Source organism: Pseudonocardia thermophila, assembly GCF_900142365.1.
GTDB lineage: Bacteria > Actinomycetota > Actinomycetes > Mycobacteriales > Pseudonocardiaceae > Pseudonocardia > Pseudonocardia thermophila.
The window spans coordinates 155,909-181,618 of record NZ_FRAP01000002.1 but is presented as its reverse complement, the minus strand read 5'-3'; the positions used below and the strand labels follow the sequence as shown (position 1 = coordinate 181,618).

The window sequence follows — 25,710 nt, the reverse complement described above, 5'->3', positions numbered from 1 at the left end:
GCGCCGGAGTGTGCCGTGCGCACGCTCGCGCGCGCCGCGATTCCGAAGGCACCCCCATGCCCCCCACCACCCCTGTCAAGCGCAAGCGCGGCGAAGGTCAGTGGAAGCTCGGCCACCGCGAGCCGCTCAACCCCAACGAACGCACCAAGAAGGACGACGACGGGCTCAACGTCCGGGCCCGCATCGAGACCATCTACGCCGAGCGCGGGTTCGACTCGATCGATCCGGCCGACCTGCGCGGCCGGATGCGCTGGTGGGGCCTGTACACCCAGCGCAGGCCCGGCATCGAGGGCGGCCGGACCGCCGTGCTCGAGCCCGAGGAGCTCGACGACCGCTACTTCATGCTGCGGGTGCGCATCGACGGCGGCGCGCTCACGACGGAGCAGCTGCGCACGCTCGGCGAGATCAGCCAGTCCTACGCCCGCGACACCGCGGACATCACCGACCGGCAGAACATCCAGTACCACTGGATCGAGATCGAGTCGATGCCGGCGATCTGGAAGCGCCTGGAGAGCGTCGGACTGATGACCACCGAGGCCTGCGGCGACACCCCGCGGGTGATCCTCGGCTCGCCCGTCGCCGGCATCTCCGCCGAGGAGCTGATCGACCCGCGGCCGGCGATCGACGCGATCGTCGAGCGCTACGTCGGCAACCCGGCGTTCTCCAACCTCCCGCGCAAGTTCAAATCGGCGATCTCCTGGCAGCAGGACGTCGCGCACGAGGTCAACGACATCTCGTTCATCGGGGTCGTGCACCCCGAGCACGGCCCGGGCTTCGACCTGTGGGTCGGCGGCGGCCTGTCGACCAACCCGCGGATCGCGCAGCGGCTGGGCGTGTGGGTGCCGCTCGAGGAGGTCCCGGACGTGTGGGAGGGCGTCGTCTCGATCTTCCGCGACTACGGCTACCGGCGGCTGCGGCACCGAGCGCGGCTGAAGTTCCTCGTCGCCGACTGGGGCGTGGCGAAGTTCCGCCAGGTGCTGGAGGACGAGTACCTGGGCCGCGAGCTGATCGACGGCCCCGCGCCCGAGGTGCCGGAGCGCCCGATCGACCACGTGGGCGTCCACAAGCAGAAGGACGGCCGCAACTACATCGGCGTCGCGCCCTCGTCGGGCCGCGTCTCCGGCACCACCCTCGTCCAGCTCGCCGACATCGTCGAGGCGGCCGGGTCGCGGCGGGTACGGCTCACCCCGCAGCAGAAGATCGTCGTGCTCGACGTGCCGGATCGCACGGTCGATCGCCTCGTCACCGAGCTGAACAAGCTCGGGCTGCCCGCCGATCCGTCGCCGTGGCGGCGCTCGACGATGGCCTGCACCGGCATCGAGTTCTGCAAGCTCGCGATCGTCGAGACGAAGGAGCGGGCGATCCGGCTGGTCGAGGACCTGGAGAAGCGCCTCGCCGACGTCTCCCCCGACGTGCCGATCTCGATCCACCTCAACGGCTGCCCCAACTCGTGCGCGCGCACGCAAGTCGCCGACATCGGGCTCAAGGGCCAGATCGTCACCACCGCCGACGGCGAGCAGGTGGAGGGCTTCCAGGTGCATCTGGGCGGTGGCCTCGGCCTGGACGCCGGTTTCGGCCGCAAGCTGCGCGGGTTGAAGGTCACCAGCGCCGAGCTGGGCGACTACGTGGAGCGCGTCGTGCGCAACTTCGTCGAGCAGCGCACCGAGGGCGAGCGGTTCGCGCAGTGGGTGCTGCGCGCGGACGAGGAGAGCCTGAAGTGAGCGAACGCGCGGTGCCGTTCTACTGCCCGTACTGCGGCGAGGAGGACCTGCGCCCGTCCGAGGCCGCGCACGGCGCCTGGTGGTGCTCCTCCTGCCTGCGGACGTTCACGCTGAAGATGCTCGGGATCGGAGTGCCCTCATGAGCGTGGCCACCGAGGCCGATCTGCGTGCGCTGGCGGCCGAGGGCGCCGAGCGGCTCGGTCCGGACGCGTCCGCAGAGGCGGTGCTCGCCTGGGCCGCGGCGACGTTCGACCGGCTGATCGTCGCGTCCAACATGCAGGACGCGGTGCTCGTCGACCTGGCCGCGAAGGCCGCGCCCGGCGTCGAGGTGCTGTTCCTGGACACCGGCTACCACTTCCCCGAGACGATCGGCACCCGCGACGCTGTCGAGCAGGTCTACGACGTGCGGATCGTCGACGCCCGGCCCGAGCAGTCCGTCGCGGAGCAGGACGCGGAGCGGGGCGAGGACCTGTGGGCCCGCGACCCGAACCAGTGCTGTGCACTGCGCAAGGTCGTACCGCTGCAGAAGGTGCTCGAGCGTTACGACGCGTGGGTCACCGGGGTGCGCCGGGTCGAGGCTCCGACCCGGGCGAACACGCCGCTCGTCACCTACGACGAGAAGTTCGGGCTGGTGAAGATCAACCCGATCGCGGCGTGGACCGACGAGGACATGCAGCGCTACGTCGCCGAGCACCGGGTCCTGGTGAACCCGCTGGTCGGCGAGGGGTACCCGTCGATCGGATGCGCGCCGTGCACGAGCAAGCCGGCGCCGGGGGCCGATCCGCGGTCCGGCCGCTGGGCCGGCACCGGGAAGATCGAGTGCGGCCTCCATGTCCAGTGAACGAACGGAGGTCGTGGCGTGACCGCGCCGACGCTTGACGCCCTCGACGCGCTGGAGAGCGAGGCCATCCACATCTTCCGCGAGGTCGCGGGCGAGTTCGACCGCCCGGTGATCCTGTTCTCCGGCGGCAAGGACTCCACGGTGCTGGTGCATCTGGCGGTGAAGGCCTTCGCGCCGGCGCCGGTGCCGTTCCCGCTGCTGCACGTCGATACCGGGCACAACTTCCCCGAGGTCATCGCGTTCCGCGACGAGCTGGTCGCCCGGCTGGGCCTGCGGCTGGTGGTGGCGCACGTCCAGGACTGGATCGACGACGGGCGGCTCACCGAGCGGCCCGACGGCACCCGCAACCCGCTGCAGACCGTGCCGCTGCTGGACACGATCGCCGAGCACCGGTTCGACGCGGTGTTCGGCGGCGGCCGCCGCGACGAGGAGCGGGCCAGGGCGAAGGAGCGGATCATCAGCCTGCGTGACGCGTTCGGCCGGTGGGACCCGCGCTCGCAGCGCCCCGAGCTGTGGAACCTCTACAACGGGCGGCACGCGCCCGGCGAGCACGTGCGCGTCTTCCCGATCTCGAACTGGACCGAGCTCGACGTCTGGCGCTACATCCGCCGGGAGCGGATCGCGCTGCCGTCGATCTACTTCAGCCACCGGCGTGCCGTGTTCCGGCGCGACGGGATGTGGCTCGCGGAGGGCCCGTGGGGCGGGCCGCGCGGGACCGAGGCCCTCGAGGAGCGCACCGTGCGCTACCGGACCGTCGGCGACGGCTCCTGCACCGGCGCCGTCGAGTCCACGGCGAGCACGGTCGACGAGATCATCGCCGAGGTCACGGCGTCCCGGCTGACCGAGCGCGGTGCGACCCGCGCCGACGACCGCCTCTCCGAGGCGGCGATGGAGGACCGGAAGCGCGAGGGCTACTTCTGATGACGGATCTTCTCCGCTTCGCGACGGCGGGGTCGGTGGACGACGGCAAGTCGACGCTGGTCGGGCGGCTGCTCTTCGACACCAAATCGGTGTTGGCCGACCAGATCGAGGCGGTCACCCGGGCGTCGGTGGACAAGGGGCTCGCCACGCCGGACCTGTCGCTGCTGGTCGACGGGCTGCGCGCCGAGCGCGAGCAGGGCATCACGATCGACGTCGCGTACCGGTACTTCTCCACGCCGAAGCGCGGGTTCGTGCTGGCCGACACGCCCGGGCACGTCCAGTACACGCGCAACACGGTCACCGGAGCGTCGACCGCGGAGCTGGCGGTGCTGCTCGTCGACGCCCGGCACGGGGTGGTCGAGCAGACCCGCCGGCACGCCGCCGTGCTCGCGCTGCTGCGGGTGCCGCGGCTGGTGCTGGCCATCAACAAGATCGATCTCGTCGACTACGACGAGGCCGTGCTCACCGCGATCGGCAAGGACTTCGCCGGTCTGGCAGCGTCGCTGGGGTTCGAGTCGGTGGTGACGATCCCGGTGTCGGCGCTGGTCGGCGACAACGTGGTGGAGCGCTCGGAGCGCACGCCCTGGTACGACGGCCCGACGCTGCTCGGCTACCTGGAGTCGGTGCCGGTGACCGGCCCGGAGATCGATCGGCCGTTCCGGATGCCCGTGCAGTACGTCATCCGCGACCACGCCACCGACTACCGCGGGTACGCGGGTCAGGTCGGCGCCGGCACCGTCGCGCCCGGTGACGAGGTGGTCGTGCTGCCCGCCGGGATCCGGACCAGCGTCACGTCCGTCGACACGGCGGACGGGCCGCTGCCCGCCGCCGGGGCGGGGCGCTCGATCACGGTGCGGCTCGCCGACGACATCGACATCGCCCGCGGGGACCTGCTCGCCGCGGCCGGCGCAGCCCCGGCCGTGACGAACGAGCTGGACGCCACGCTGTGCTGGCTGGCGGACAAGCCGCTGCGTCCGGGCGCGCGGCTGCTGCTCAAGCACGGCACGCGCACCACGCCGGTGATCGTCGGCGCGCTCGGCGAGCGGCTCGACACCGACGCGGTGGCCTGGGTCGAGGGCACCGAACAGCTGGGCATCAACGACATCGCCCGCGTCGCGCTGCGCACGGCCGACCCGCTGCCCGTCGACCCGTACGCCGAGATCCGCGCGACCGGCAGCTTCCTGCTCATCGATCCGCCGTCGGGGAACACGCTGGCCGCCGGGCTCGTGGGGCATCCCCTGCAGGTCTCGTGACCACCGCGCCGCCGCTGGTCGGGGTCGCGCACGGCAGCCGCGATCCGCGCTCAGCGGCCACCGTCGCCGAGCTGATGGACGTGGTGCGCGCCCGGCACCCCGAGCTGGACGTGCGCACCGCGTTCCTCGATCTGTCGGCACCACGGCTGCGCGACGTGCTCGGTGGGGTCACGTCGGCGGTCGTGGTGCCGCTGCTGCTCGGGCACGCCTACCACGCGCGGGTCGACGTGCCGGGTGAGGTGGCGCGGTCCGGGCGGCCCGGGGTGCTGGTGACCGACGTACTGGGACCCGCCGTCGAGGCGGCGGCGCTCGATCGCCTCGCCGCCGTCGCCGGCCCCCTCGACGATCCCGCTCTGGGCGTCGTGCTGGCCGGGGTGGGGTCGTCGCACGCGCCGGCCAACGCCGTCGTCGCGGCGGCGGCGGCCGAGTGGCGGGACCGGTTCGGCTGGGCGGGGGCGCGGGCCGCCTTCGCGACCGCGGAGCCGTCGGTCACTGACGCGATCGCCCAGCTGCGGGCGGCCGGTGCCCGGCGGATCGCGGTCGCGCAGTGGGTGCTCGCGCCGGGGCTGCTGCCCGATCGGATCGCCCGCGCCGCGGCAGCCGCCGGCGCGGTCGTCGGGGAACCCCTCGGCGCTCACCCCGCCGTCGCCGACCTCGTCGTGGCGAGGTACCGGGAAACCCTGGCCCGGGAACGGGTGCGCTGGAGGGCCGGCTGAGCCCCGGGATCCGACGTCGGGCCCGAGCCCGGGGCGCGAGTTGCCCCGACGAGCCCGGCGAGTTGCCCCGACGAGGCCCGCGAGTGGTCCTTACCGGGACGCCGAGTTGCGGCTTTCGTGACGGCGAGTCCCGCAAATGCCCCGACAGGCGCGCTCCGTCGGGCGAGTCGCGCATTTCGGCACGCACCGGACGCCAGGGTCCCGGGACGGGGGCAGATGTCAGCGCCCAACAACCCCCTCAGATGTGCAACTCGCTGCACCGAACGGAGAAATGGCCAGACCAGATGCCGAACTCTCCGGGCCCGAGCGCAGGACTCACCGGGCTAAACGCGCGACTCGCCGCCGCACCGGGCGCACATCTCACCACACGGAACACGCGGCCGCGGATGATCTCTCGGTGATCGGCCTTACCGGACCGGAAACGCCCCGAACCCGTTCGAGGACAGCTGTACGGACGTTGCCGATTGGGCCGAACGGGGCGTTCTCGGGAGACCTGCGTCACTCCACACCCGACACGCCGCACTGACCTGCATAAACCCAGTTGTCCGGACATTTCCGAACCATCCCGCGACTCGGACGAACGGTTGAATCGGGGGCGCCGTTCACAGACGATGGTCGGCGTGATGACCGCCCCCGCTCTGACGCGCGCACACGCGCAGCGGGTTCGCGTGCTGGTCATGGACCTCGAGCGCTTCTGGCCGTCGCGCCGGGGCCTCGCCTTCGACGAGTTCTGTCGCTGATCGCTCCTCGCTGATCGCCTTTTCGTCCCCTACAGCACGGCCTTCAGCACAGTCTTCAGCCCCGCCTTCAGCACAGGTATCTACCGCGCCTCCGAGGCGCATCTCCGACCGTCGATTCCCCCTCATTCCACCACTCGTCGAGGATCTTCCATGCGCTCGCGCACCAGAAGTCTGCTCGTTGCCGCCCTGATCTCCCTCACCGCGCTGGCCGGCTGCTCCCGCGCCACGGAGTCGCCCGCCCCCCAGCAGGCCGCGACCGGCCCGGCCGCCGAGCTGCGGCTCGGCTACTTCCCGAACATCACCCACGCGCCCGCCCTCATCGGCGACGCGAAGGGCTTCTTCGCCGAGGAGCTCGGCGCCACGAAGCTCACGACCCAGCAGTTCAACGCCGGCCCGGACGAGGTCTCGGCGCTGCTCGGTGGTTCGCTCGACGCCGGGTTCATCGGCTCCAGCCCCGCGATCAACGCGTTCGCGAAGTCGAACGGCCAGGCGATCCGGCTGATCGCCGGGTCCACCTCCGGCGGGGCCCAGCTGGTCACCACCCCCGACATCACCGCGCCCGAGCAGCTCAAGGGCAAGATCATCGCGACGCCGCAGCTCGGCAACACCCAGGACGTCGCGCTGAAGAAGTGGCTCAAGGAGAACGGGCTGGAGATCGGCGAGGGTCCGGACAGGGTCACCGTCCAGAACCTCGACAACCCACGCACGCTCGATCTCTACCGCTCCGGCGAGATCGCGGGCGGCTGGCTGCCGGAGCCGTGGAGCTCCCGGCTGGTGGACGCCGGCGCGCACGTGCTCGTCGACGAGAAGACCCTGTGGCCGGGCGGGCAGTTCCCCACCACCGTGCTGATCGTGCGCACCGAGTTCCTGCAGCAGCACCCGGAGACGGTCGAGGCGCTGCTGCGCGGCGAGCAGAAGGCGATCGACTTCGCCCAGAACAACCAGGCGGAGGCCAAGACCGTCACCAACGACGCGATCAAGGAGTTCACCGGCTCGTCGCTCTCCCCCGCGGTGCTCGACCGCGCCTTCAGCGAGCTGTCCTTCTCGAGCGACCCCCTCGCCGCGACGTTCCCGCAGCTGTCGAAGGACAGCGTCACTGCGGGCGCGCAGCAGAAGGAGGTCGACCTGAACGGTTTCGTCGACCTGACCGCGCTCAACAACGTGCGGCAGGCCGCCGGTCTGCCCGCGGTGGACGCCGCGGGCCTCGACGAGCAGGGATGAGGAACCGATGACCGCCACCCTGGAGCGCTCGGCACCCGTGCGCCGCACCCCCGCCGTCGCGCTCACCGGAGTCCACAAGACGTTCGGCAGCGGCCCGTCGGCCGTCACGGCGCTGCGCGACATCGACCTGGCCGTCGCGCCGGGCGAGTTCGTGTGTCTGCTCGGCGCTTCGGGGTGCGGCAAGTCGACCCTGCTCAACCTGGTCGCGGGCCTGGACCGGCCGACGTCGGGCACGCTGGACGTGCGCACCACCCGGCCGTCGGTGATGTTCCAGGAGTCCGCGCTGTTGCCGTGGCTCACCGCGGGCCGCAACGTCGAACTGCCGTTGCGGCTCGCGGGGATGAGCCGCAAGGAGCGGCGAGCGCGCGCCGAGGAGCTGCTGGAGCTGGTGCGGTTGGGGGGCCAGGCCGCCAAGCGTCCACACGAGCTGTCGGGCGGGATGCGCCAGCGGGTGGCGCTCGCGCGCGCGCTCGCCGCCGCCACGAGCGTCACCGACGCCGACACCCCGGGCCTGCTGCTGATGGACGAGCCGTTCGCCGCGCTCGACGCCATCACCCGTGACGTGCTGCAGGGTGAGCTGCTGAGGGTGTGGCGGGCCACCGGCATCACGATCCTGTTCGTCACCCACGATGTGCGCGAGGCCGTCCGGCTCGCCCAGCGGGTGGTGCTGCTGTCGTCGCGGCCCGGCACGGTCGTGCGGGAGTGGACGGTCGGCGCCAACTCTGAACGGCTGCACGAGGAGATCACCGCCCGGCTGCGGGAGGTGATCACGAGCCATGCCGCTTGATCTGGAGAGACAGCGACCGGACGACGCCGGCGCCGACACCGATGCCGCCGCCGTCGCCGGGCTCGACGCGCTCGACACACCGACGGTCGTCGCCACCCCGTGGTGGCGCAAGCTGCTCAGCACCTGGCTGCCGCCGTTCGTGGCGCTGACCCTGTTCGTGGTGATCTGGCAGATCGTCTGGGCCTCGGCGATCACGAGCGAGTTCAAGGTGCCCGCCCCGGCCGCGGTGTGGGACGAGTTCGCCGCGACCGTGGCCGACGGCCAGGTGTGGACGATCCTGTGGACGTCGATCAGCCGCGCCTTCATCGGCTTCGCGATCGCGCTGCTCATCGCGACCCCGCTCGGGTTGCTGGTGGCCCGCGTGGCGGTGGTGCGCGCAGCGATCGGGCCGCTGCTGACCGGCATGCAGAGCTTGCCGTCGGTGGCGTGGGTTCCCGCGGCCGTGCTGTGGTTCGGCCTCACCGACGCGACGATCTACTTCGTCGTGCTGGCCGGCTCGATCCCATCGATCGCGAACGGTCTCGTTGCCGGCATCGACCAGATCCCGCCGATCCTGCCGCGTGTGGGCAAGGTACTCGGTGCGGGCGGGCTGACCGCGGCCCGGCACATCCTGCTGCCCGCTGCGCTGCCCGGCTACCTCGCCGGCTGCAAGCAGGGCTGGGCGTTCTCGTGGCGCTCGCTGATGGCCGCGGAGATCATCGCTGCCGGTCCCCTGCTCGGCTTCGGCCTCGGTGCCTACCTCAAGCAGGGCAGCGACTTCTCGAACATGCCGGGCGTGATCGCAGCGATCTTCCTCATCCTGATCGTCGGCATCGGCATCGAACTGCTGGTCTTCCGTCCTCTGGAGCGTCGGGTGCTGCGCGCCCGCGGACTCGCCTCGTAGCGCCGTGCCCGCCGCCGTGCTCTGGGACCTGGAGGAGGTCTGGCCCTCGCGCCGGCAGCACGCCCACGACGAACTCTGTAGCTCGACACCGCCTCCGTCGACCCTGTCCCTCCTCACGGAAACGGAATCCACGGTGTCCTCCTCCGACGACGACCCCGCGGTCGGCGCCGCCCGCCGCACCGCGCTCAACGAGGACTGGCTGGCGACGATCGTCGGCCTCGTCCTGCTCCTGCTCGTGCTCGCGGGCGTGATCCCGGGGTGGCTGATCCCATGACCGAAGCCCCGACCACCCGAACGACCGCTAGCTCGACCTCCTGGGTGATCGGCGGCGTCGCCGTCGTGATCGCTATCGGCGCGCTGGTGCGCCTGCTCGAACAGGGTCTGCCCGCGTGGACCGAGGGCACCGCGTTCGGCGACGTCGCCGCCGCGATCGAGTACCCGGTGTACGCGATCGTGCTCGGTCTGATCGGCAACGTGGTGCTCACCCAGCTCGGTGTGCGCGACCGGCTCGCCGGCGGCTTCCGCACCGAGTTCTTCATCAAGACCGGTCTGGTGCTGCTCGGCGCTTCGATCAACTTCTCGGTGATCGTGAGCGCCGCTGGTCCGGCGATCGTCCAGGCCCTCCTGCTGATCTCGATCGTCTTCGGCTTCACGTGGTGGCTCGGCGGCCGCCTGGGCCTCGACGACAGGCTGCGCGCGCTGTTGTCGACGGCCGTGTCGATCTGCGGAGTGAGCGCCGCGATCGCCGCGGCGGGCGCCGTGCAGGCGAAGAAGGAGCAGCTCGCCTACACCGCCAGCATGGTGGTGCTGTTCGCGCTGCCGTCGATCTTCCTGTTGCCGCTCGCGGTCGACGCGCTCGGGCTCGCCCAACCCGTGGCGGGCGCCTGGATCGGCGGCAACATCGACACGACCGCCGCGGTGAGCGCGGCTGGGGCGCTCGTCGGCGAGGAGGCCCTGCAGATCGCCACGATCGTCAAGACGACGCAGAACGCGCTGCTCGGCGTCGTCGCCGTGGCGCTGACCGCGTGGTTCGCACTGCGGGTGGAGCGGCGCGCCGACATCGGCCGCGGCCGGGGCCGCGAGCTGTGGGAGCGCTTCCCCAAGTTCGTGCTCGGGTTCCTCGCTGCGTCGATCATCGCGACGGTCTTCACCGCCGTCGTCGGCTCGGCCGCGGCGAAGCCGCTCATCTCGAGCGTGAACGATCTGCGGACGATCTTCCTGATCCTCGCGTTCGTCTCGATCGGGCTGGAGTTCCGGGTGGCTCCGCTGAAGGAGGTCGGCTGGCGGCCCGTCGGGGTGTTCGCGAGCGCGACCGCGGTGAACCTGGTGGTCGGTCTGGGCCTGGCGGTGCTGCTCTTCTCCGGGTTCGGGGCCTGATGGGTGCGTCGCCCCGCCGCCGTAGGGTCGGCGGGGTGACGACCGATTCGCCCGCCGACGCCTGGACCGGCGACCGCGTCACCCGCTGGCTGATGCGCGCCGAGGCGCTGGACCGGCAGTTCGCCCCTGTCTCCGCCGTGCTGTTCGCCGCGGCCGGCCTGCGCGCGGGCGAGCACGTGCTCGACGTCGGATGCGGGGCCGGGCCGACCACCCGGCAGGCGGCTGAGCTCGTCGGGCCCTCGGGCCGGGTGACCGGCATCGACATCGCCGCCCCGCTGCTCGACGCCGCGGCCGCGGTCCCCGCCGTGGGCGCCCCGATCGACTGGGTGTGCGCCGACGTCACCACGTGGACGCCACCGCAGCAGGTCTACGACGTGGTGCTGTCGCGGTTCGGCGTCATGTTCTTCGCCGATCCGCACGCGGCGTTCTCCCGGCTCGCTGCGGCCGCCCGGCCGGGAGCCCGGCTGGTGGCCGCGGTGTGGCAGCACCGCACCGCCTCGCCGCTGTTCAGCGTGCCCCTCGGTGCCGTGCTCGCGGTGCTGACCGACCGCGGCATCCCGGAACCGGGCGGCCTCGCACCCGACCACGGCGCGTTCTCGCTGCACGACCCGGCTGCCACGACCCGCCTGCTGGAGGGTGCGGGCTGGCGCGAGGTGCGGTGCGTCGCGCACCGCCTGCCGATGCGCTTCGGCGGCGGCCTTACCCCGGCCGCGGCGGCCGAGATGGCGATCGACTTCGGCCCGATGCGCATCGCCGCTACGCCCCTCGATGAGGACGGCCGCGCCGCCGCGCTCGCCGCGATCACGGACGTGTTCCACGACCACGTCGACGCCGACGGCGACGTGGTGCTCGACGGCGCGATCCACGTGGTGACGGCGACCCGCTGAACGAGTCCTTCCGAACGACCGCGGGCTGGATGAGTGACTCTCACGGAGCGCGACTTCGCCGCGCCGGTTTCCGGGGTGGTCGCCGGGCGACCCCGATCTCCTCGGCGTGGATGTGCAGCGTGCCGTTGCCGTTGCCGAGTTCGGTTGGTCCGTCGTCGCTGTGGCGGACTCGGTGATCGATGTGGTGGATCGGGGTGTCGCAGTAGGGGCGGTGCAGCGGCCGTCGGCGCGGGCTGTGATGGGGGTGGCGAGGGTGCCGTGGATCCCGCGGCTGCTGCGTGCGTGAGGAGAGCTGAGCGAAGCGGGAGCTCCACCCGGCCCTACCGTCGGGAGGCCCGGGGTCCAGGGGCAGCGTCCCGGGTCGAACCCCCGGAACCGCACTAATCCGGATGCTCCTCCACCACACTCCGCCCCGACCCCGGCCGCGACTCCCACTCCCACTCCTCGTTGGAGCGGATCCGCCCATCGGGCAGCAGCTCCAACCACGCGTGGCAGTGTCCGCTGCTCGTACTGAGATCGGTCGAGACGTGCACGTACCGGAAGTCGAGCTCGTCACCGGTGCGGGTGCCGGCGAGCCGGCCCAGCCGGATGCCGCCACCCGCGTACTCGGCCCACACGAGGCCGTCGCGCTCGTGGTAGGTGAAGACGGTGGCCGTGTCCACCTCGCCGTCGCCGGTGTTGCTGACGCCGACGAAGGTGCGGCCGTCGAGGCTGGGAACGGTCACGCCGACCAGCCTCGCACGGCGGGTGGGCTCGTCTCAGCCCTTCGGTACGGAGATCACGACGGTGTTGCACACCCTTGTCGGCGAAGTCTGCTTCATCGGGTCCCACAGCGGCCACAGGTAGCCGACGCAGAAGGGCAGGCTGTGCGATCTGGCGCAGGAACGCCATCCCGAACCCGAGTGGCGCGCCCTTCTGCAGGCTCACCAGCTCCAGCCCGACGAGCTGCTTGCCGATCGTCTGAGCGGTGGTGCCCTGTCGGTAGCCGTACCGTAGTCCCGGACCGCGAGCGCGTTCAGCGCCAGGACCCCAGGAACCCGACCACGACCGCCAGCGCGGTCGACTGCGTCGGACCAGCAGGACGACCACGAACCCCACGACGACCTGGGCGGCGTGGCGGAGCCCGACGTCGATCAGGAAGGCGCCGACGCGCGAGCCCCAGCCGGCGAGCGACCATCTGGGGCGCGGCGCCGTAACCGCCCGGAGGGTAGGGCTGGCCGCACCCGGGCGGCTGCGGATGGTCGACGGGCTGTGGCGGCTGCCCGGACCCGTAGTGGTTCGGCCGGCCGTAGGGCGGTGCGCCGTGGGGCTGTCCGTACTGGGCCTGCTGGGATCGAACGGTTGGTTCCCCGGGTGTTCCTCGATCGGCTCGAGCTGTCGATGACGTGTCCACCCCGGGAGGGTCGACCGTCCCGCGATCCTCGCGCCGATCACCCGGGACGGGTCCCGGCGGCGATCGCGGCGGCGGCCTGGTCGAGCACGGCGAGCGTCGCCGCGGTGTCCCGGTCGACGAGCCACGACAGCGTCGCCCCGTCCAGCACGACGGCGGCGTGCCGGGCCAGCGCGGGCACCGGCACCGTCCACGTCACGCCCGCCGCTGCGGCGACGGCCTCCAGGAACCGGGTGGTGGCCTGCAGGTACGCGGCGTACTGCCGGCGGGCGACGGCGTCGAGCCCGGGGCGGCGCAGCGCGTACTGGGTGAGCTCGTAGGTGAGTTGGTGGGTGGCCGGGTCGTCCTCGACGCCGCGCCAGTAGGCGCGCAGCCCGTCCCGCAGCATCTCCCCCACCGGCCGGCCGGGGATGACGGCCGCCATCGCGGCGGCGACGTTCCGCTCGGTGATCGTCTCGACGACGACGGCGAGCAGCTCCTCCTTGGAGCTGAAGCAGTAGTGGAAGAACCCGAGCTGCATGTCGGCCTCGGTGGCGATCGCGCGGGTCGTCGCCTTGGCGATCCCGTCGCGGGCCATCACGCGGATCGCGGCGTCCACCAGCGCCCGCCGCCGCTCGTCGACCGACAGCCGTGTCACGCGGCGAGGCTACCCAGCCCTTCCCTAACCGAAGGGGGGTGGCGCAGCTCACATCCGCGTCCTACGTTCAGACCATGGCGCGCACCCCCCAGGAGATCTTCAAGCACCACGCCGAAGTGCTCATCGCAGGCGACATCGACGGCATCGTCTCCGACTACGACGACGACGCGGTCTTCATCACCCCGGACGGGGTCAAGCACGGCAAGGCCGGCGTGCGGGAGGGCTTCGAGAAGCTGCTCAAGGACCTGCCGAACGCGCAGTGGTCCGTACCGACCCAGCACTTCGTGGGCGACATCCTGTTCATCGAGTGGCAGGCGGTCTCGGAGAAGACCCGGGCCACCGACGGCATCGACACGTTCGTGTTCAGCGAGAACGGCATCCGCGCCCAGACCGTGCGCTACACGCTCGAGCAGATCTAGGGCCGTCGCCGAGCGGACACCGCCGAGCCCGCCGGGGCGTCGTGCTCGACGACGTCGGTGAAACCGTGCGCGGTGAGGCTCGCGGCGATCACCCCGGTGACCCGGCGGGTGGAGCCGGGCGGCGGGGCGCCGTAGCAGAGGAGCAGCCGCCCGCCGGGGCGCAGCGCCTCTGCCAGCGCCGCGAGCTCCGGCTCGGCGGTGCCCGTCCAGAACAGGTTCACGTTCACGCCGAACGCTGCGTCGAGGCTGGCCGGGGCGACGAGCGAGCCCAGCTCGTCGAGCTTCGCGCACTGCGCGCGCAACCGGCCGGACTCGACGTGGGCGGCGTTGCGCCGCACGGTGTGCTCGATCGCCGTGATCGAGCGGTCGAGCGCGAGCAGCGTGCCCGTGGTGAGCCGGTCGCAGACGAGCCCGGCGGCGACGCCGCGCCCGCAGCCGAACTCCAGGACCTGCTCGGAGGGGGCCGGATCGAGCAGCCGCAGCGCGTAGTCGATGCGAGCTGGCACGATCATTCGGACACGCTACACATCCCGGACACCATGATCAGCAATTGGGCGGGACGATCACGGCGTGAACCGCCCCCGTCATCGCCGCCGAGCCGGTGATCCGCCGACGTTCCCGGCCGTGGCCCACGGCCACGGCCACCGCCCCGCCGGCCCGGCCGGGCGCGGGGTGCGGATCGCGATCGCGGTCCTGCTCGTCCCGGCCGCGCTGGCGACGGCCGCAGCGCTCGTGCTGCTCGCTCCGTGGTCGGGCGTCGCGCGGACGGACGCCGCGGCGTCGGCGGGTCCGCGCGTGCCCGGGCACGTGACGACGGTGACCGAGGTGCCGTGCGACGAGGCTGATCCGGACGCCGATCCGACCGGCTGCCTGCAGCTCACGATCGCGCTCACCGGCGGGCCGGTCGCCGGGCAGGAGGTGCGGACGGTCCTGTCGAAGGGGATGATCCGCTACCAGGCCGGCGACGACGTGGTGCTCGTGCAGTCCGGGGACGCGGACGACCCGATCGGCTACGACGTCGTGGACTTCCAGCGCAGCACTCCGCTGGCGGTGCTGGCCGCGCTGTTCGCGGCGGCCGTGGTGGCGCTGGGGCGGTGGCGCGGGGTGGCGGCGCTGGTCGCGCTGGGCCTGTCCGGGTTCGTGCTGCTGGCGTTCGTGCTGCCGGCGATCCTGGCCGGGCGGGATCCGCTGGCGGTGGCGGTCACCGGGGCGTGCGCGATCATGTTCGGGGTCCTGTACCTCACCCACGGGTTCTCGGCGCGCACCTCGACGGCGGTGCTGGGCACGCTCGCGTCGCTGGTGCTCATCGGGGCGCTGGGCGCGGTGTTCGTCGAGGCCGCGCACATCGTCGGGGCCTCGGAGGACGTGGCGGGGCTGTCGCGGGCGCTCGGCACGGCGGTCGACGGCCGCGGGCTGGTGCTGGCCGGGCTGGTGATCGGGGCGCTCGGCGCGCTCGACGACGTGACGGTGACCCAGACCTCGGCGGTGTGGGAACTGCACGCCGCCGATCCCGGGATGCGGCCGCGGCGGTTGTTCGCCGCGGCGATGCGGATCGGCCGCGACCACGTGGCGTCCTCCGTGAACACGCTGGTGCTGGCCTACGCGGGCGCGGCGCTGCCGTTGCTGCTGCTGTTCTCGGTGGCCGAGCGCGGGCTGGCGGACACGCTGACCGTCGACGTGATAGCCGTGGAGGTGGTGCGGACACTGGTGGGCAGCATCGGGATCGTCGCGTCGGTACCGGTGACGACGGCGCTGGCCGTCGCCGTGGTGACCCGGCGGTGATCAGCGGCAGGCGGCCCACCGCCACCTGGCACGATGGGGCACCGGACGGCACGACAGGGGTGTGATGAACGAGCCATCGGAGTGGGCCCGGCCCGACGACAGGTCGCCGGAGCAGCGTCGGGACGAGCCGCAGACCGCGCCCGAGCAGCAGACCCCCGCTCCGCCGCAGAACCAGCCCTACCCACCCCAGTACGCCCCGCAGGGTGGCCAGTGGGGTCCGCCGCCGGGGCAGCGGCCCGGCTGGCGCGGCACGATCCGGCCGGGGGTGATCCCGCTGCGTCCGCTGGGGCTGGGCGAGGTCCTCGACGGCGCGATCAGCTTCATCCGCAGCAACCCGAAGGCGACGATCGGGCTCTCCGCCGTGGTCGCGGCGATCGCGCAGCTGCCGCAGCTGGCTGCGTCGCTGGTGTTCGGGGTCGCGACCCTGCCGAACCCCGAGGACGCCGCCCGCGACGTGGACCGCTACCTCGAGGACGTCTCCGGGCTGATCGGGCCGCTGCTGGCGTCCAGCCTGCTGGGGTTCCTCGTCACGTCGATGCTGACCGGTCTGCTGATCGTCGTGCTGTCGCAGGCGGTGCTGGGGCGGCGCATGGAGATCGCGGAGGCGTGGCGCGCGGTCAAGGGCCGCATACCGGGCCTGCTCGGGATCTCGATCCTCGCCACCCTCGGCGTCTCGGCGGTGCTGTTCCTCGGGCTGGTCCCGGCCTTCGCCGCGATCGCGCTCGACGCCGGGCCCGGTTCGATCCTCGGCCTGCTGCTGCTCGGCACGCTCGCCGGGATCGCCGGCGCGATCTACCTGGGTGTGTCGTGGGCGCTGATCGGCCCGGCGTACGTGCTCGAGCACGCGGGCGCGATCGCGTCGTTCGGTCGGTCGCGCCGACTGGTCGCGCCGCAGTGGTGGCGGGTCTTCGGCACCCTGCTGCTCACGACCGTCCTCATCGCGATCATCGGGGAGATCCTCGCGCTGCCGTTCTCGGGTGCCGCGCTCGCGGTCAGCGACGATCCGCTGTCCGGGCAGCTCTCCCCGCTCGGGCTGGTCCTGACCGCGCTCGGCGGGGTGATCGCGGGTGCGATCACCACACCGTTCCAGGCCGGCGTCACCGGGCTGATCTACTTCGACCAGCGGATGCGCCGGGAGGGTCTGGACATCACCCTGCAACGCGCCGTCGGCGGGTGATCATGACCCTGCCTCCGATCGACATCGGCCGCGACGAGGCGGCCGATGCGGCGGCCCGGGAGCTGGCCCGCCCGATCTACCACGACGACCGCGGCCTGATCGCGACGATCTTCGACTGGATCGTGGAGCGGATCGCCGACCTGATCGCCGTGGCGGCGGACGCGACACCGGGCGGGTACCTGTCGCTGCTGGTGCTGCTCGCCGTGCTGGTGGCCGCGATCGTGGTCATCCGGTTGCGGATCGGGTCGGTCGGGCGCAGCACGTACGGCGCGCAGGAGCTGTTCAGCGGCGGCCCGGTACCAGCGGCCGAGCACCGTCGGGAGGCCGACGCGTTCGCCGCGCGCGGCGAGTGGGCCGAGGCCGTGCGGTCGCGGATGCGCGCGATCGTGCGGGGCCTCGAGGAACGCGACCTGCTCGACGTCCGGCCCGGCCGGACCGCTGACGAGGCCGCCCGCGAGGCGGGTGCGGTGCTCCCGCAGTGCGCGACCGATCTGCGCGCGGCCGCCGCGGTGTTCGACGACGTCTGGTACGGCGAGCGCCCCGCCACGCAGGAGATGGACGCGCAGCTGCGGGCCGTCGACGCGGCGGTGGCGCGGGCGCGACCCGCGATCCGGGCATGACAGCGCCGACCGAACCGCCCACGGCGCTGCGGCGGGATCCGCGGGCCCTGTGGCGAGCCGCGCGGGGACCGCTCGCGATCGCGGCGCTCCTGCTCGCCGTGGCCGTCGTCGTCGCGGCGCTGAGCCCGCGCACCAACCGCGGCGTCCTTGATCCGCAGTCCCCGGCGCAGCAGGGCAGCATGGCGCTGGCGACCCTGCTGCGCGAACGCGGCGTCACCGTCGAGGAGGCGCGGACCTCCGCCGATCTGCACGACGTCGGCCGCGGCGCCACCGTGCTCGTGCCGTTCCCCGAGCGGCTCTCCCGGATCCAGCTCGACGCGCTGGCGGCCACCGAGGCGGACCTGGTGCTGCTGGCGCCGAGCGACGGCCAGCTGGAGGTCCTCGCCCCCGGGGTGACCGTGGACAGCCGCACCGGGAGCGAGATCCCGATGCCGGCGGCCTGCCTGCTGCCGGCGGCGGTGGCCGCGGGCCCGGCCGTCACCGGCGCGGTCACCTACCGCGCCCCGCGCGACGCGATCACCTGCTACCCCGACGAGCACGGCGCGGCGGCGCTCGTGCAGGTCCGAGCGGGCGGGCGGACCGTCGTCGTGCTCGGCGGCGACGACGCGTTCACCAACGCCGATCTCGCCGACGAGGGCAACGCAGCGCTGGCGATGAACCTGCTCGGCGCGCACCCGCGGCTGGTGTGGTTCCGCGCGGTGCCCGAGGGGGTGCCCGTCGACGAGCAGCGCAGCCTCACCGAGCTGCTGCCGGAGGGCTGGGTGTGGGCGACGTACATGGGGTGGGTCACCGCGCTGCTCGCGGTGCTGTGGCGGGCGCGGCGGCTCGGCCGGGTCGTCGTCGAGCCGCTGCCCGTCGCGGTGCGCGCCGCGGAGGCCGTGGAGGGCCGGGCGCGGCTGTACCGGCGGGCGCGGGCGCGCGGGCACGCGGCGGAGGTCCTGCGGGACGCCGCGCGGAACCGGCTGGCGACGCTCGTCGGCACCGGTGACCGGACGGGGATGGTCGCAGCCGTGGCCGCACGGACCGGCCGGGCACCCGCGGCCGTCGACGCCCTGCTGTACGGTCCACCCCCTGTGGACGACTCCGCGATGATCGAGCTGGCCCGGGCGCTGGACGCCTGCGAAGCGGAGGTGCGCCGCGCATGACACTCCCCGACGCGGAGACCGCGCGGGCAGCCCTGCACGCGGTGCGGCGTGAGGTCGCGAAGGCCGTCGTCGGGCAGGACGCGGCGGTCACCGGCCTGGTGGTGGCGCTGCTGTGCCGCCGGCACGTGCTGCTGGAGGGCGTGCCGGGAGTCGCGAAGACGCTGCTCGTGCGCGCGCTCGCCGCCACCCTCGCGCTCGACGCGAAGCGGGTGCAGTTCACCCCCGATCTGATGCCGGGCGACGTCACCGGCTCGCTCGTCTACGACGCGCGCACCGCCGAGTTCTCCTTCCGGGAAGGCCCGGTGTTCACCAACCTGCTGCTCGCCGACGAGATCAACCGTACGCCGCCGAAGACCCAGGCGTCGCTGCTGGAGGCCATGGAGGAGCGGCAGGTCTCGGTCGAGGGCGAGCCGCGGAAGCTGCCCGAACCGTTCGTCGTCGTCGCGACGCAGAACCCGATCGAGTACGAGGGCACCTACCCGCTGCCGGAGGCGCAGCTGGACCGGTTCCAGCTGAAGCTGACGATGCCGCTGCCGGAACGGGCCGACGAGATCGCGATCCTGTCCCGACACGCCGCCGGGTTCGACCCGGCCGACCTGACCGCGGCCGGGGTCACGGCGGTCGCCGGCCCGGCCGACATCGAGGCGGCCCGCCGCGCCGTCGCCGCGGTGACGCTCGCGCCCGAGGTGATCGGTTACATCGTCGACGTCTGCCGGGCCACCAGGACGGCGCCGTCGGTGATGCTCGGGGCGTCGCCGCGGGGCGAGACGGCGCTGCTCGCGGCCGCCCGGGCGTGGGCATGGCTGTCGGGCCGCGACTACGTCACCCCCGACGACGTGCAGGCGCTCGCCCGGCCGACGCTGCGGCACCGGCTGCGGCTGCGCCCCGAGGCGGAGCTGGACGGCGTGACGCAGGACGCGGTGATCGACGGCGTGCTGGCGACGGTGCCGGTCCCCCGGTGACCGGGGTGCTGCGGTGGCGCTGACCGGGCGGCTGGTGCTCGCCGCGGGCGTCGGCGCGGTGGTGTGCGGGTTGCTGCCCGGACCGGCGACGTTCCTCGCGGTGCTGGCCGTGCTGCTGGTGGGAGTGGTCGCCGACGTGGTGCTGGCCGCGCCGGTGTCCGCGCTGCGACTGCGCCGCTCCGGTGACGCGGCGGTGCGGCTCGGCGGGTCCGCGACCGTCGAGCTGGTCGTGGCCAACCCCGGCCGGCGAGCCCTGCGTGCGCTGGTGCGGGACGCCTGGCCGCCCAGCGCCGGTGCTGCGCCGTCGCGCCAGCGGATCACCGTGCCCCCCGGGGAGCGGCGCCGCCTCACCACCACGCTGACGCCGACGCGGCGCGGGGACCGGCGGGCCGACCGGGTCACCGTCCGGTCGTTCGGCCCGCTCGGGCTCGCCGCCCGCCAGGGCAGCCACGACGTGCCGTGGACGGTGCGGGCGCTGCCGCCGTTCACCTCCCGCCGGCATCTGCCCTCCCGGCTGGCGCGGCTGCGGGAGCTCGACGGGCGGACCGCGGTGATGGTGCGCGGCCAGGGCACCGAGTTCGACTCGCTGCGCGAGTACGTCATCGGCGACGACGTGCGCTCCATCGACTGGCGCGCGACCGCCCGGGCCGCCGACGTGGTCGTGCGGACGTGGCGGCCGGAACGCGACCGGCAGGTGCTGATCGTGCTCGACACGGGACGGACGTCGGCGGGCCGGGTCGGCGACGCTCCGCGACTGGACACGGCGATGGACGCGGCGCTGCTGCTGGGCGCGTTGGCCGCGCGGGCCGGGGACACCGTGGGGCTGCTCGCCTACGACCGCACCGTGCGCGCCCAGGCCGGCGGCGCGGGCCGGGGGAACCTGCTGCCGTCGCTGGTGCACGCGATGGCGCCGCTGGAGCCCGAGCTGGTGGAGACCGACGTGCGCGGCATGGTGGCGGCCGTGCTGGCCCGGGCGACCCGCCGCTCGCTCGTCGTGCTGTTCACCGGACTCGACCCGGCCATCGTCACCGAGGGGCTGCTGCCGGGCCTGCCCGCGCTGCTCACCCGGCACACAGTGATCGTCGCGGCCGTCGCCGATCCGCGGGTCGACGAGCTCGCCGCGGACCGGTCCGACGCCGCCGCCGTCTACGCGGCAGCCGCGGCCGAACGCGCGCGGGCCGAGCGGCGAACGGCAGCGGCGCAGCTCACGCGGCGCGGGGTGACAGTGGTGGACGAGCCACCGGAGCGGCTGGCGCCGGCGGTGGCGGACGCGTACCTGGCGCTCAAGGCAGCGGGGAAGCTCTGACCCGCGATGAACCTCTACGAACGGCACTCTCGTCAGCACCGTTCCTCACGGGAGTGCCGTTCGTGGAGCTCCGGCGAACTCGGTGATCATGCGCTCTCCCGGCCAGGGTGCGGCGGGGTACGGGCTTGCACCACCACCGCGGGCGCGGGGTCGCCGTACACGTCCGGGCGCCGGTCGGCCGGGCCGCGCCGCACCTCCGTGAGGGCCCGGCGGGTCAGCCTCGCCCGCACGACCGGGTCCTCCGCCCCGTGGCCGCGGGTCAGGATCCGCCCGCTCGGGTCGGCGGCGACGCTGCGACCGACGTACCGGACGCCGTACTCCTCGCCGAGCCGGTTCACGGCCACGAAGTGGACCTGGTTCTCCCAGGCCCGGACGACGGCGCGGTGGGTGAGGAGATCGAGCGGGGCGGCGGGATCGTCGGCGTAGGCGAAGACGCAGACCAGGATCTCCGCGCCGGCGAGCGCCTGGGAGCGGGCCGCCTCCGGGAACTTCGAGTCGTAGCAGACCGAGAGCCCGATCCGGCCGAGATCGGTGTCGGCGACGCTGAGCCGGTCGCCGGGCACGAAGTAGTGGGCCTCGGTCCCGAACAGGTGCACCTTGCGGTGCACGACGATCCGCCCGGCCGGGGTCACCAGGACCAGTGCGTTGGCCAGGTCCCCGCCGGGCCGCAACTCGGCGATGCCGGTCGCCACGTGCGCACCGGTCTGGGCGGCGACCGTGCACAACGCCTCGGTCGTCGGGCCGGGCACGGGTTCCGCGGCTCGGGCCAGCAGCCGTCCGTACCACGCGTCGTGGTCCGGGGGCGGGTAGCCGGTGGTCGCGAGCTCCGGGAAGACCACCAGATCGGCCGGGTGTTCGCGGGCGATCCGGCGCACCGCTGCGATCATCGCCTCGCGGTTGGCGATCGGGTCCAGCGTGGTCGGCGCGAACTGCACCAGTGCGACGTCGACGACGTCCTTCACCCGCCGCTTCCTCCGCTATCCCGCCGTGGGCAGCACGTCGCCGGCTGCCCCCTCCTCCACGTCGCCGGTGATCCCGGCCAGAGCCGCGCGCCTGCCCAGCACCCACACGTACGCCACGAACGCCAGCTCGGCGGCCACCCCGATGCCGACACGCGCCCACGTCGGCAAGCCGGAAGGGGTCACGAACGCCTCGATCACGCCGGAGACCGCGAGCAGCAGCGCCACCCCGATCGCCATCCCGACCGTGGCGCGACCGGCCCGGCCCAACGCGGTGGTGCGCGGCAGCGGGCCGGGATCGACGAGGGTCCAGCCGAGCCGCAGCCCGGCACCGGCGGCGACGAACACCGCCGTCAGCTCGAGCAGCCCGTGCGGGGTGATCAGGCCGAAGAACAGGTCGAGCCGGCCGGCACCGGCCATGATGCCGCCCGCGACGCCGATGTTGAGCACGTTCTGCCACAACACCTCGATCACCGGGACGAGCAGGATCCCGGACACCAGGCACACCGCGGCGATCCACGCGTTGTTCGTCCACACCTGCGCGGCGAACGACCCCGCGGGCGCGGCCGAGTAGTACTGCTCGAAGTCGGCCTCGACGAGCCTGCGGATCTCCTCCGGCGTGGCGACGGCGGCCTGCACGTCCGGGTTCGTGGCGACCCACGTGCCGATCACCCAGCACAGCAGGAGGCTCGCCGCCATCGTGGTCAGCCACCAGCGACGGCCGGCGTACAGCGCGGCCGGGAACCCGGCCACGAGGAACCGCAGCGCCACCCTCCACGCCGGGGTGTGCACGCCCGCGATCGCTGCACGGGCGTTCGCGACCAGCTGCGACAGCCGCTGCACCAGCGCCGGGTCGGGGGACGCGGAGCGGATCGTCGACAAGTGCGTGGCCGTGCGCTGGTAGAGCATCACCAGCTCGTCGGCCTCCGGGCCGGACAACCGCGACGATCGGGCGACGAGCCGCTGCAGCCGCTGCCACTCGGGGCCGTGCCGGGCCGTGTAGGCGTCGACGTCCACGACGCCAGCCTATCCGCGGCACAATGGCCGGGTGCGCGACGTGATCACCGGCGAGGCCGTGGTGGTGGACCTGCCGGTGGCGCAGCTGGCCTCCCGCTCGTTGGCGTTCGCGATCGACGCGATCCTGCTGATCACCGCCACGGTGCTGGTGCTGATCGGGTACGCGTTCACCGGCCTGTTCGACTCCGACCCGGCGTTCGCCGCGGCCATGGCGATCGGGACGGCCGTGCTGATCCTCGTCGGGGTGCCGGTCACCGTGGAGACGCTCACGCGCGGCCGCAGCCTCGGCAAACTGATCGTCGGGCTGCGGGTGGTGCGTGACGACGGCGGGCCGATCCGGTTCCGGCACGCGCTGGCCCGCGGCCTGGCCGGGCTGGTCGTCGACTTCGGCCTGGTCAGCGGGTTCACGGGCGCGGTCGCGCTGTTCTCGTCGCTGATCTCGCCGCGCGGCAAGCGCATCGGCGATCTGCTCGCCGGCACGGTCGTGGTGCGTGACCGGGTCCGCACCCCGGCCGGGGCCGCGATCGGGATGCCGCCGATGCTGGCCGACTGGGCGAGCTCGCTCGCGCTCTCCCAGCTGCCGGACTCGCTGGCCCTGTCGGTGCGCCAGTTCCTCGTGCGGGCGCCGGAGATGGATCCGCAGGCGCGGTCGGCGATGGCGCTGTCGTTCGCGACGGAGGTGGCGGGGCTGGTCAGCCCGCCACCTCCGCCCGGCACCCCGCCGGAGGCGTTCCTCGCGGCCGTGCTCGCCGAACGGAGTCGCCGGGAGTCGGTGCGGCTGGCCGGGGAACAGCACGCCGTGGCCCCGCCCCCGCCGGTCCCGACCGCATCCCCGCCTCGGCCGCCGCAGGTCCCGCCCCCGCCCCCGGACGGGTTCGCCCTCCCCCGCTGACCGGGGAGGGCGTCGAGAACGAACTCGTGGTGATCGAAGAGCCTTGTTGATCACCACAGGTTCGGTCTCGACGCGGAGCCCCTGGGCAGCAGCGCGCAGTCGCCGCAGTAACCCCCACCGGGGACGCGGTAGTACAGGCAGCAGGAGCGGCGGCGGAACCCGGCCGGACCCACCTCCCAGGTGCCCACCAGCGGTCCGTGGGCGAGCAGCCCGGACACCGCACGGGCGGCCACCGGGTCCCGGCCGAGCACCCGCAGGGCGCCGACCAGCGCCGACGCCACGTTGCCCCACAGCAGGCCGGGAGCGACGCGCGCGTCCGCGGCCACCGTCTCGAGGAGCGGCCGCAGCTGCTGCTCCAGCAGCACCTCGGCGACCAACCGCACGTCCAGCTCGGGCGCGAGCCAGCCACCCGGGCACTCGCACGTCAGGGCCATCGCTTCACCGGGCCGGCTGCGCACGAACACGGCAGCGGGATCGAGGTCGAGGACGACGCCGTGGGCGAGCCCGGCGAGCACCGGCGAGAGCAGCCGGGACGCCAGTCCCTGGAACATGATCGACGCGGCGACCCGGCGCTCGGCTGCGCCGATCCGTTCCCCGACCGTGTCGGTCAGCGTCGCCAGGCCGGGTGCGTCGAGGGCGGTCCAGCCGTCCCCGTCCGGTGGTCCCGCCTGCACGGCGAAGAACGGGCCGATGCCCGCGGCGGCCTCGAGAACCGCCCCGACCTGCGCGTTCCCGGCCCGCAGGGGCGGGCCGACGGCGGCCGTGCGCGCCCAGCGCCCCAGTTGGGCCTGATCGGCGAGCCAGGACGTGGTGCCGGCGCACTGGGCCCGGATGCCGTCTGCGTGGCCGGTGACCTCGGCATCGGCGGGGCCGTCGGGCACGACGGTCCAGCCGGCGGTGCGCAGCACCGCACCGAGCACGTCGGTGTGCCGGCCGCGGACGCGGACGGCGGGGATCGAGGTCACGCCGACCATCCTCCTGCCGGACCACGCAGTGCTGCCGACCGGGCGGCAGCCGCACCGGACCGAGTGATCATCACCACCCGACCGGGTGGTCATGATCACGGACCGCGCCCGGGTCTGCGAACCTGCGATCGTGCTCCCCCAGCTGGTCGCACTGCTCGCCGCCACCGCGCTCGCCGCCGCGCCCGCCCCGGCCGCAGTGCCGTGCGCGACCGGGCTCGTCTGCCCGGACCACCTCTACGTCGACCCGGAGGGAGCGGCACCCGACCAGGTGCGCGAGCACCGTGCGCAGGGCCGGGAAGCCGAGGCCGCCGCGCTGGAGCGGATCGCCGGGCAGCCGCAGCCGCTGTGGGTCGGCGGGAGCGCCGACGACGTCGCGGACGCGGTCGTCCCGTACCTGGAGCGGGCCCGCGCGGCCGGGGCGCGGCCGCTGCTGGTGGGCTACTCGATACCCGGTCGCGACTGCGGGGCGGGCTACTCCGGCGGCGGGGTCTCCGACGGGGCCGCCTACCGGGCCTGGGCGAGCGCGTTCGCGGAGGCGCTGCGCGGCAGCGGCGCGATCGTGGTGCTGGAGCCCGACGCCATCCCGCACGCCCTGCAGGGCAGCTGTGACCGCGACGCGGACGAGCGCTTCGCGCTGCTCGCCGACGCCACCGCGAAGCTCGCCGACGCCGGCGCCGCCGTCTACATCGACGCCGGGCACCCCAGCTTCACCGGCGACGTCGAGGCCACCGCTGACGCGCTGCGCAGCTCCGGGGTGGACCGGGCCGCGGGCTTCAGCCTGAACGTCTCCTACTTCGCCAGCACGGAGGCGAACGTCGAGTACGGGACGGCGATCTCCGCCTTGCTCGGCGGCACGCACTTCGTGATCGACACCAGCCGCAACGGCGCCCCCGACGAGCCCGACGGCTGGTGCAACCCACCGGGCAGGCGGATCGGCGAACCGCCGACGCTCGACCCGGGCATCCCGCTGGTGGACGCCCTGCTGTGGATCAAGCGGCCGGGCGAGTCGGACGGCGACTGCGGCGGCGCGCCGCCCGCGGGGCAGTGGTACGAGGAGTACGCCCTCGGGCTGGTCGGGCTGTAGACCGCCCC

At 73.6% G+C, this 25,710-nt stretch carries 27 protein-coding genes and 1 pseudogene; 21 read left to right on the top strand and 7 right to left on the bottom strand.

The features are described from left to right. Positions 1–56 precede the first annotated feature (56 nt). From BUE41_RS03160 to BUE41_RS03105, 12 genes are all read left to right on the top strand, one after another. Positions 57–1,721 (top strand): nitrite/sulfite reductase, encoded by a 1,665-nt coding sequence (locus BUE41_RS03160; protein WP_073455319.1) that lies wholly within the window; start codon positions 57–59, stop codon positions 1,719–1,721. Further along, complete coding sequence (locus BUE41_RS03155; RefSeq protein ID WP_073455318.1) at positions 1,718–1,864, top strand: PDDEXK family nuclease; 147 nt, start codon at positions 1,718–1,720, stop codon at positions 1,862–1,864. Before BUE41_RS03160 ends, BUE41_RS03155 begins: the two co-directional genes overlap by 4 nt. After that, positions 1,861–2,562: a phosphoadenylyl-sulfate reductase gene (locus tag BUE41_RS03150; RefSeq protein ID WP_073455317.1), complete on the top strand. Its 702-nt coding sequence runs from the start codon at positions 1,861–1,863 to the stop codon at positions 2,560–2,562. Before BUE41_RS03155 ends, BUE41_RS03150 begins: the two co-directional genes overlap by 4 nt. Before the next feature lie 18 nt (positions 2,563–2,580). Then, positions 2,581–3,483, top strand: coding sequence for a sulfate adenylyltransferase subunit CysD (gene cysD / locus BUE41_RS03145; protein ID WP_073455316.1), 903 nt, complete (start codon positions 2,581–2,583; stop codon positions 3,481–3,483). Further along, positions 3,483–4,736: a sulfate adenylyltransferase subunit 1 gene (locus BUE41_RS03140; RefSeq protein WP_073455315.1), complete on the top strand. Its 1,254-nt coding sequence runs from the start codon at positions 3,483–3,485 to the stop codon at positions 4,734–4,736. Before cysD ends, BUE41_RS03140 begins: the two co-directional genes overlap by 1 nt. After that, the gene (locus tag BUE41_RS03135; RefSeq protein WP_073455314.1) at positions 4,733–5,452 is read left to right on the top strand and encodes a sirohydrochlorin chelatase; all 720 of its coding nucleotides are present in this window, start codon (positions 4,733–4,735) and stop codon (positions 5,450–5,452) included. Before BUE41_RS03140 ends, BUE41_RS03135 begins: the two co-directional genes overlap by 4 nt. An 890-nt stretch (positions 5,453–6,342) precedes the next feature. Then, entirely contained in the window at positions 6,343–7,413 is a 1,071-nt protein-coding gene (locus BUE41_RS03130; protein ID WP_073455313.1) for an ABC transporter substrate-binding protein, read from the top strand. 7 nt (positions 7,414–7,420) lie between these two features. Beyond that, entirely contained in the window at positions 7,421–8,200 is a 780-nt protein-coding gene (locus BUE41_RS03125) for an ABC transporter ATP-binding protein (RefSeq protein WP_073455312.1), read from the top strand. Beyond that, positions 8,190–9,083 carry an ABC transporter permease gene (locus BUE41_RS03120; RefSeq protein WP_073455311.1) on the top strand — a complete coding sequence of 298 codons (894 nt, stop codon included), beginning with the start codon at positions 8,190–8,192 and terminating at the stop codon, positions 9,081–9,083. Before BUE41_RS03125 ends, BUE41_RS03120 begins: the two co-directional genes overlap by 11 nt. Positions 9,084–9,216: 133 nt before the next feature. Continuing rightward, positions 9,217–9,357: a hypothetical protein gene (locus BUE41_RS31115; RefSeq protein ID WP_200803742.1), complete on the top strand. Its 141-nt coding sequence runs from the start codon at positions 9,217–9,219 to the stop codon at positions 9,355–9,357. Then, positions 9,354–10,460: a YeiH family protein gene (locus tag BUE41_RS03110; RefSeq protein ID WP_073455309.1), complete on the top strand. Its 1,107-nt coding sequence runs from the start codon at positions 9,354–9,356 to the stop codon at positions 10,458–10,460. The genes BUE41_RS31115 and BUE41_RS03110 overlap by 4 nt, the downstream gene beginning before the upstream one ends. A gap of 35 nt (positions 10,461–10,495) precedes the next feature. After that, a complete protein-coding gene (locus tag BUE41_RS03105) occupies positions 10,496–11,347 on the top strand; it encodes a class I SAM-dependent methyltransferase (protein ID WP_073455308.1) in 852 nt (283 codons plus the stop codon). A gap of 380 nt (positions 11,348–11,727) precedes the next feature. Here the strand turns inward: BUE41_RS03105 and BUE41_RS03095 are convergent, their stop codons facing one another. The 3 genes and pseudogenes from BUE41_RS03095 to BUE41_RS31645 all read right to left on the bottom strand — a co-directional run bounded on the left by BUE41_RS03095 (position 11,728) and on the right by BUE41_RS31645 (position 13,374). Then, positions 11,728–12,072 carry an avidin-fold protein gene (locus BUE41_RS03095; RefSeq protein WP_073455306.1) on the bottom strand — a complete coding sequence of 115 codons (345 nt, stop codon included), beginning with the start codon at positions 12,070–12,072 and terminating at the stop codon, positions 11,728–11,730. A gap of 157 nt (positions 12,073–12,229) precedes the next feature. Next, a pseudogene (locus tag BUE41_RS32805) lies at positions 12,230–12,781 on the bottom strand (RDD family protein); the annotation flags it as partial. After that, entirely contained in the window at positions 12,778–13,374 is a 597-nt protein-coding gene (locus BUE41_RS31645; RefSeq protein WP_073455304.1) for a TetR/AcrR family transcriptional regulator, read from the bottom strand. The gene BUE41_RS31645 and the pseudogene BUE41_RS32805, both read right to left, overlap by 4 nt. Positions 13,375–13,448: 74 nt before the next feature. Between BUE41_RS31645 and BUE41_RS03080 the strand changes: the two genes are divergently transcribed. Next, positions 13,449–13,793 (top strand): nuclear transport factor 2 family protein, encoded by a 345-nt coding sequence (locus BUE41_RS03080; protein ID WP_073455303.1) that lies wholly within the window; start codon positions 13,449–13,451, stop codon positions 13,791–13,793. On the opposite strand, the gene BUE41_RS03075 is transcribed toward BUE41_RS03080, so the two are convergent. Then, complete coding sequence (locus tag BUE41_RS03075; protein WP_073455302.1) at positions 13,790–14,305, bottom strand: class I SAM-dependent methyltransferase; 516 nt, start codon at positions 14,303–14,305, stop codon at positions 13,790–13,792. The two genes, BUE41_RS03080 and BUE41_RS03075, sit on opposite strands and share 4 nt — an antisense overlap. 58 nt (positions 14,306–14,363) lie before the next feature. On the opposite strand from BUE41_RS03075, the gene BUE41_RS03070 reads away from it, so the two are divergent. From BUE41_RS03070 to BUE41_RS03045, 6 genes are all read left to right on the top strand, one after another. Then, a complete protein-coding gene (locus BUE41_RS03070; protein ID WP_073455301.1) occupies positions 14,364–15,575 on the top strand; it encodes a YibE/F family protein in 1,212 nt (403 codons plus the stop codon). A gap of 64 nt (positions 15,576–15,639) precedes the next feature. Then, positions 15,640–16,752: a DUF7847 domain-containing protein gene (locus BUE41_RS03065; protein ID WP_073455300.1), complete on the top strand. Its 1,113-nt coding sequence runs from the start codon at positions 15,640–15,642 to the stop codon at positions 16,750–16,752. A gap of 2 nt (positions 16,753–16,754) precedes the next feature. Beyond that, positions 16,755–17,372 carry a DUF4129 domain-containing protein gene (locus BUE41_RS03060; protein ID WP_073455299.1) on the top strand — a complete coding sequence of 206 codons (618 nt, stop codon included), beginning with the start codon at positions 16,755–16,757 and terminating at the stop codon, positions 17,370–17,372. Next, positions 17,369–18,517, top strand: coding sequence for a DUF4350 domain-containing protein (locus BUE41_RS03055; protein WP_073455298.1), 1,149 nt, complete (start codon positions 17,369–17,371; stop codon positions 18,515–18,517). The genes BUE41_RS03060 and BUE41_RS03055 overlap by 4 nt, the downstream gene beginning before the upstream one ends. After that, positions 18,514–19,479 carry an AAA family ATPase gene (locus tag BUE41_RS03050; protein ID WP_073455297.1) on the top strand — a complete coding sequence of 322 codons (966 nt, stop codon included), beginning with the start codon at positions 18,514–18,516 and terminating at the stop codon, positions 19,477–19,479. The genes BUE41_RS03055 and BUE41_RS03050 overlap by 4 nt, the downstream gene beginning before the upstream one ends. A gap of 13 nt (positions 19,480–19,492) precedes the next feature. Beyond that, positions 19,493–20,785 (top strand): DUF58 domain-containing protein, encoded by a 1,293-nt coding sequence (locus BUE41_RS03045; protein WP_073455296.1) that lies wholly within the window; start codon positions 19,493–19,495, stop codon positions 20,783–20,785. Between the two features lie 86 nt (positions 20,786–20,871). On the opposite strand, the gene BUE41_RS03040 is transcribed toward BUE41_RS03045, so the two are convergent. Together BUE41_RS03040 and BUE41_RS03035 are read right to left on the bottom strand one after the other, a co-directional pair. Continuing rightward, positions 20,872–21,747 (bottom strand): carbon-nitrogen hydrolase family protein, encoded by an 876-nt coding sequence (locus BUE41_RS03040; protein ID WP_073455295.1) that lies wholly within the window; start codon positions 21,745–21,747, stop codon positions 20,872–20,874. 15 nt (positions 21,748–21,762) lie between these two features. Further along, complete coding sequence (locus BUE41_RS03035; protein ID WP_073455294.1) at positions 21,763–22,761, bottom strand: stage II sporulation protein M; 999 nt, start codon at positions 22,759–22,761, stop codon at positions 21,763–21,765. A gap of 31 nt (positions 22,762–22,792) precedes the next feature. Between BUE41_RS03035 and BUE41_RS03030 the strand changes: the two genes are divergently transcribed. After that, entirely contained in the window at positions 22,793–23,653 is an 861-nt protein-coding gene (locus BUE41_RS03030; protein WP_073455293.1) for an RDD family protein, read from the top strand. 50 nt (positions 23,654–23,703) lie between these two features. Here BUE41_RS03030 and BUE41_RS03025 read toward each other — a convergent pair whose 3' ends face one another. Continuing rightward, positions 23,704–24,618, bottom strand: a complete 915-nt coding sequence (locus tag BUE41_RS03025) for a (2Fe-2S)-binding protein (RefSeq protein WP_200803741.1) — start codon at positions 24,616–24,618, stop codon at positions 23,704–23,706. A gap of 91 nt (positions 24,619–24,709) precedes the next feature. Between BUE41_RS03025 and BUE41_RS03020 the strand changes: the two genes are divergently transcribed. Beyond that, the gene (locus BUE41_RS03020) at positions 24,710–25,702 is read left to right on the top strand and encodes a glycoside hydrolase family 6 protein (protein ID WP_073455536.1); all 993 of its coding nucleotides are present in this window, start codon (positions 24,710–24,712) and stop codon (positions 25,700–25,702) included. Positions 25,703–25,710 lie beyond the last annotated feature (8 nt).

Coding starts and splice junctions, on each gene's coding strand:
- BUE41_RS03160 (WP_073455319.1), top strand. CDS start 57: ATGCCCCCCACCACCCCTGTCAAGCGCAAGCGCGGCGAAGGTCAGTGG.
- BUE41_RS03150 (WP_073455317.1), top strand. CDS start 1,861: ATGAGCGTGGCCACCGAGGCCGATCTGCGTGCGCTGGCGGCCGAGGGC.
- BUE41_RS03140 (WP_073455315.1), top strand. CDS start 3,483: ATGACGGATCTTCTCCGCTTCGCGACGGCGGGGTCGGTGGACGACGGC.
- BUE41_RS03130 (WP_073455313.1), top strand. CDS start 6,343: ATGCGCTCGCGCACCAGAAGTCTGCTCGTTGCCGCCCTGATCTCCCTC.
- BUE41_RS03125 (WP_073455312.1), top strand. CDS start 7,421: ATGACCGCCACCCTGGAGCGCTCGGCACCCGTGCGCCGCACCCCCGCC.
- BUE41_RS03120 (WP_073455311.1), top strand. CDS start 8,190: ATGCCGCTTGATCTGGAGAGACAGCGACCGGACGACGCCGGCGCCGAC.
- BUE41_RS03110 (WP_073455309.1), top strand. CDS start 9,354: ATGACCGAAGCCCCGACCACCCGAACGACCGCTAGCTCGACCTCCTGG.
- BUE41_RS03080 (WP_073455303.1), top strand. CDS start 13,449: ATGGCGCGCACCCCCCAGGAGATCTTCAAGCACCACGCCGAAGTGCTC.
- BUE41_RS03075 (WP_073455302.1), bottom strand. CDS start 14,305: ATGATCGTGCCAGCTCGCATCGACTACGCGCTGCGGCTGCTCGATCCG.
- BUE41_RS03065 (WP_073455300.1), top strand. CDS start 15,640: ATGAACGAGCCATCGGAGTGGGCCCGGCCCGACGACAGGTCGCCGGAG.
- BUE41_RS03060 (WP_073455299.1), top strand. CDS start 16,755: ATGACCCTGCCTCCGATCGACATCGGCCGCGACGAGGCGGCCGATGCG.
- BUE41_RS03055 (WP_073455298.1), top strand. CDS start 17,369: ATGACAGCGCCGACCGAACCGCCCACGGCGCTGCGGCGGGATCCGCGG.
- BUE41_RS03050 (WP_073455297.1), top strand. CDS start 18,514: ATGACACTCCCCGACGCGGAGACCGCGCGGGCAGCCCTGCACGCGGTG.
- BUE41_RS03020 (WP_073455536.1), top strand. CDS start 24,710: ATGATCACGGACCGCGCCCGGGTCTGCGAACCTGCGATCGTGCTCCCC.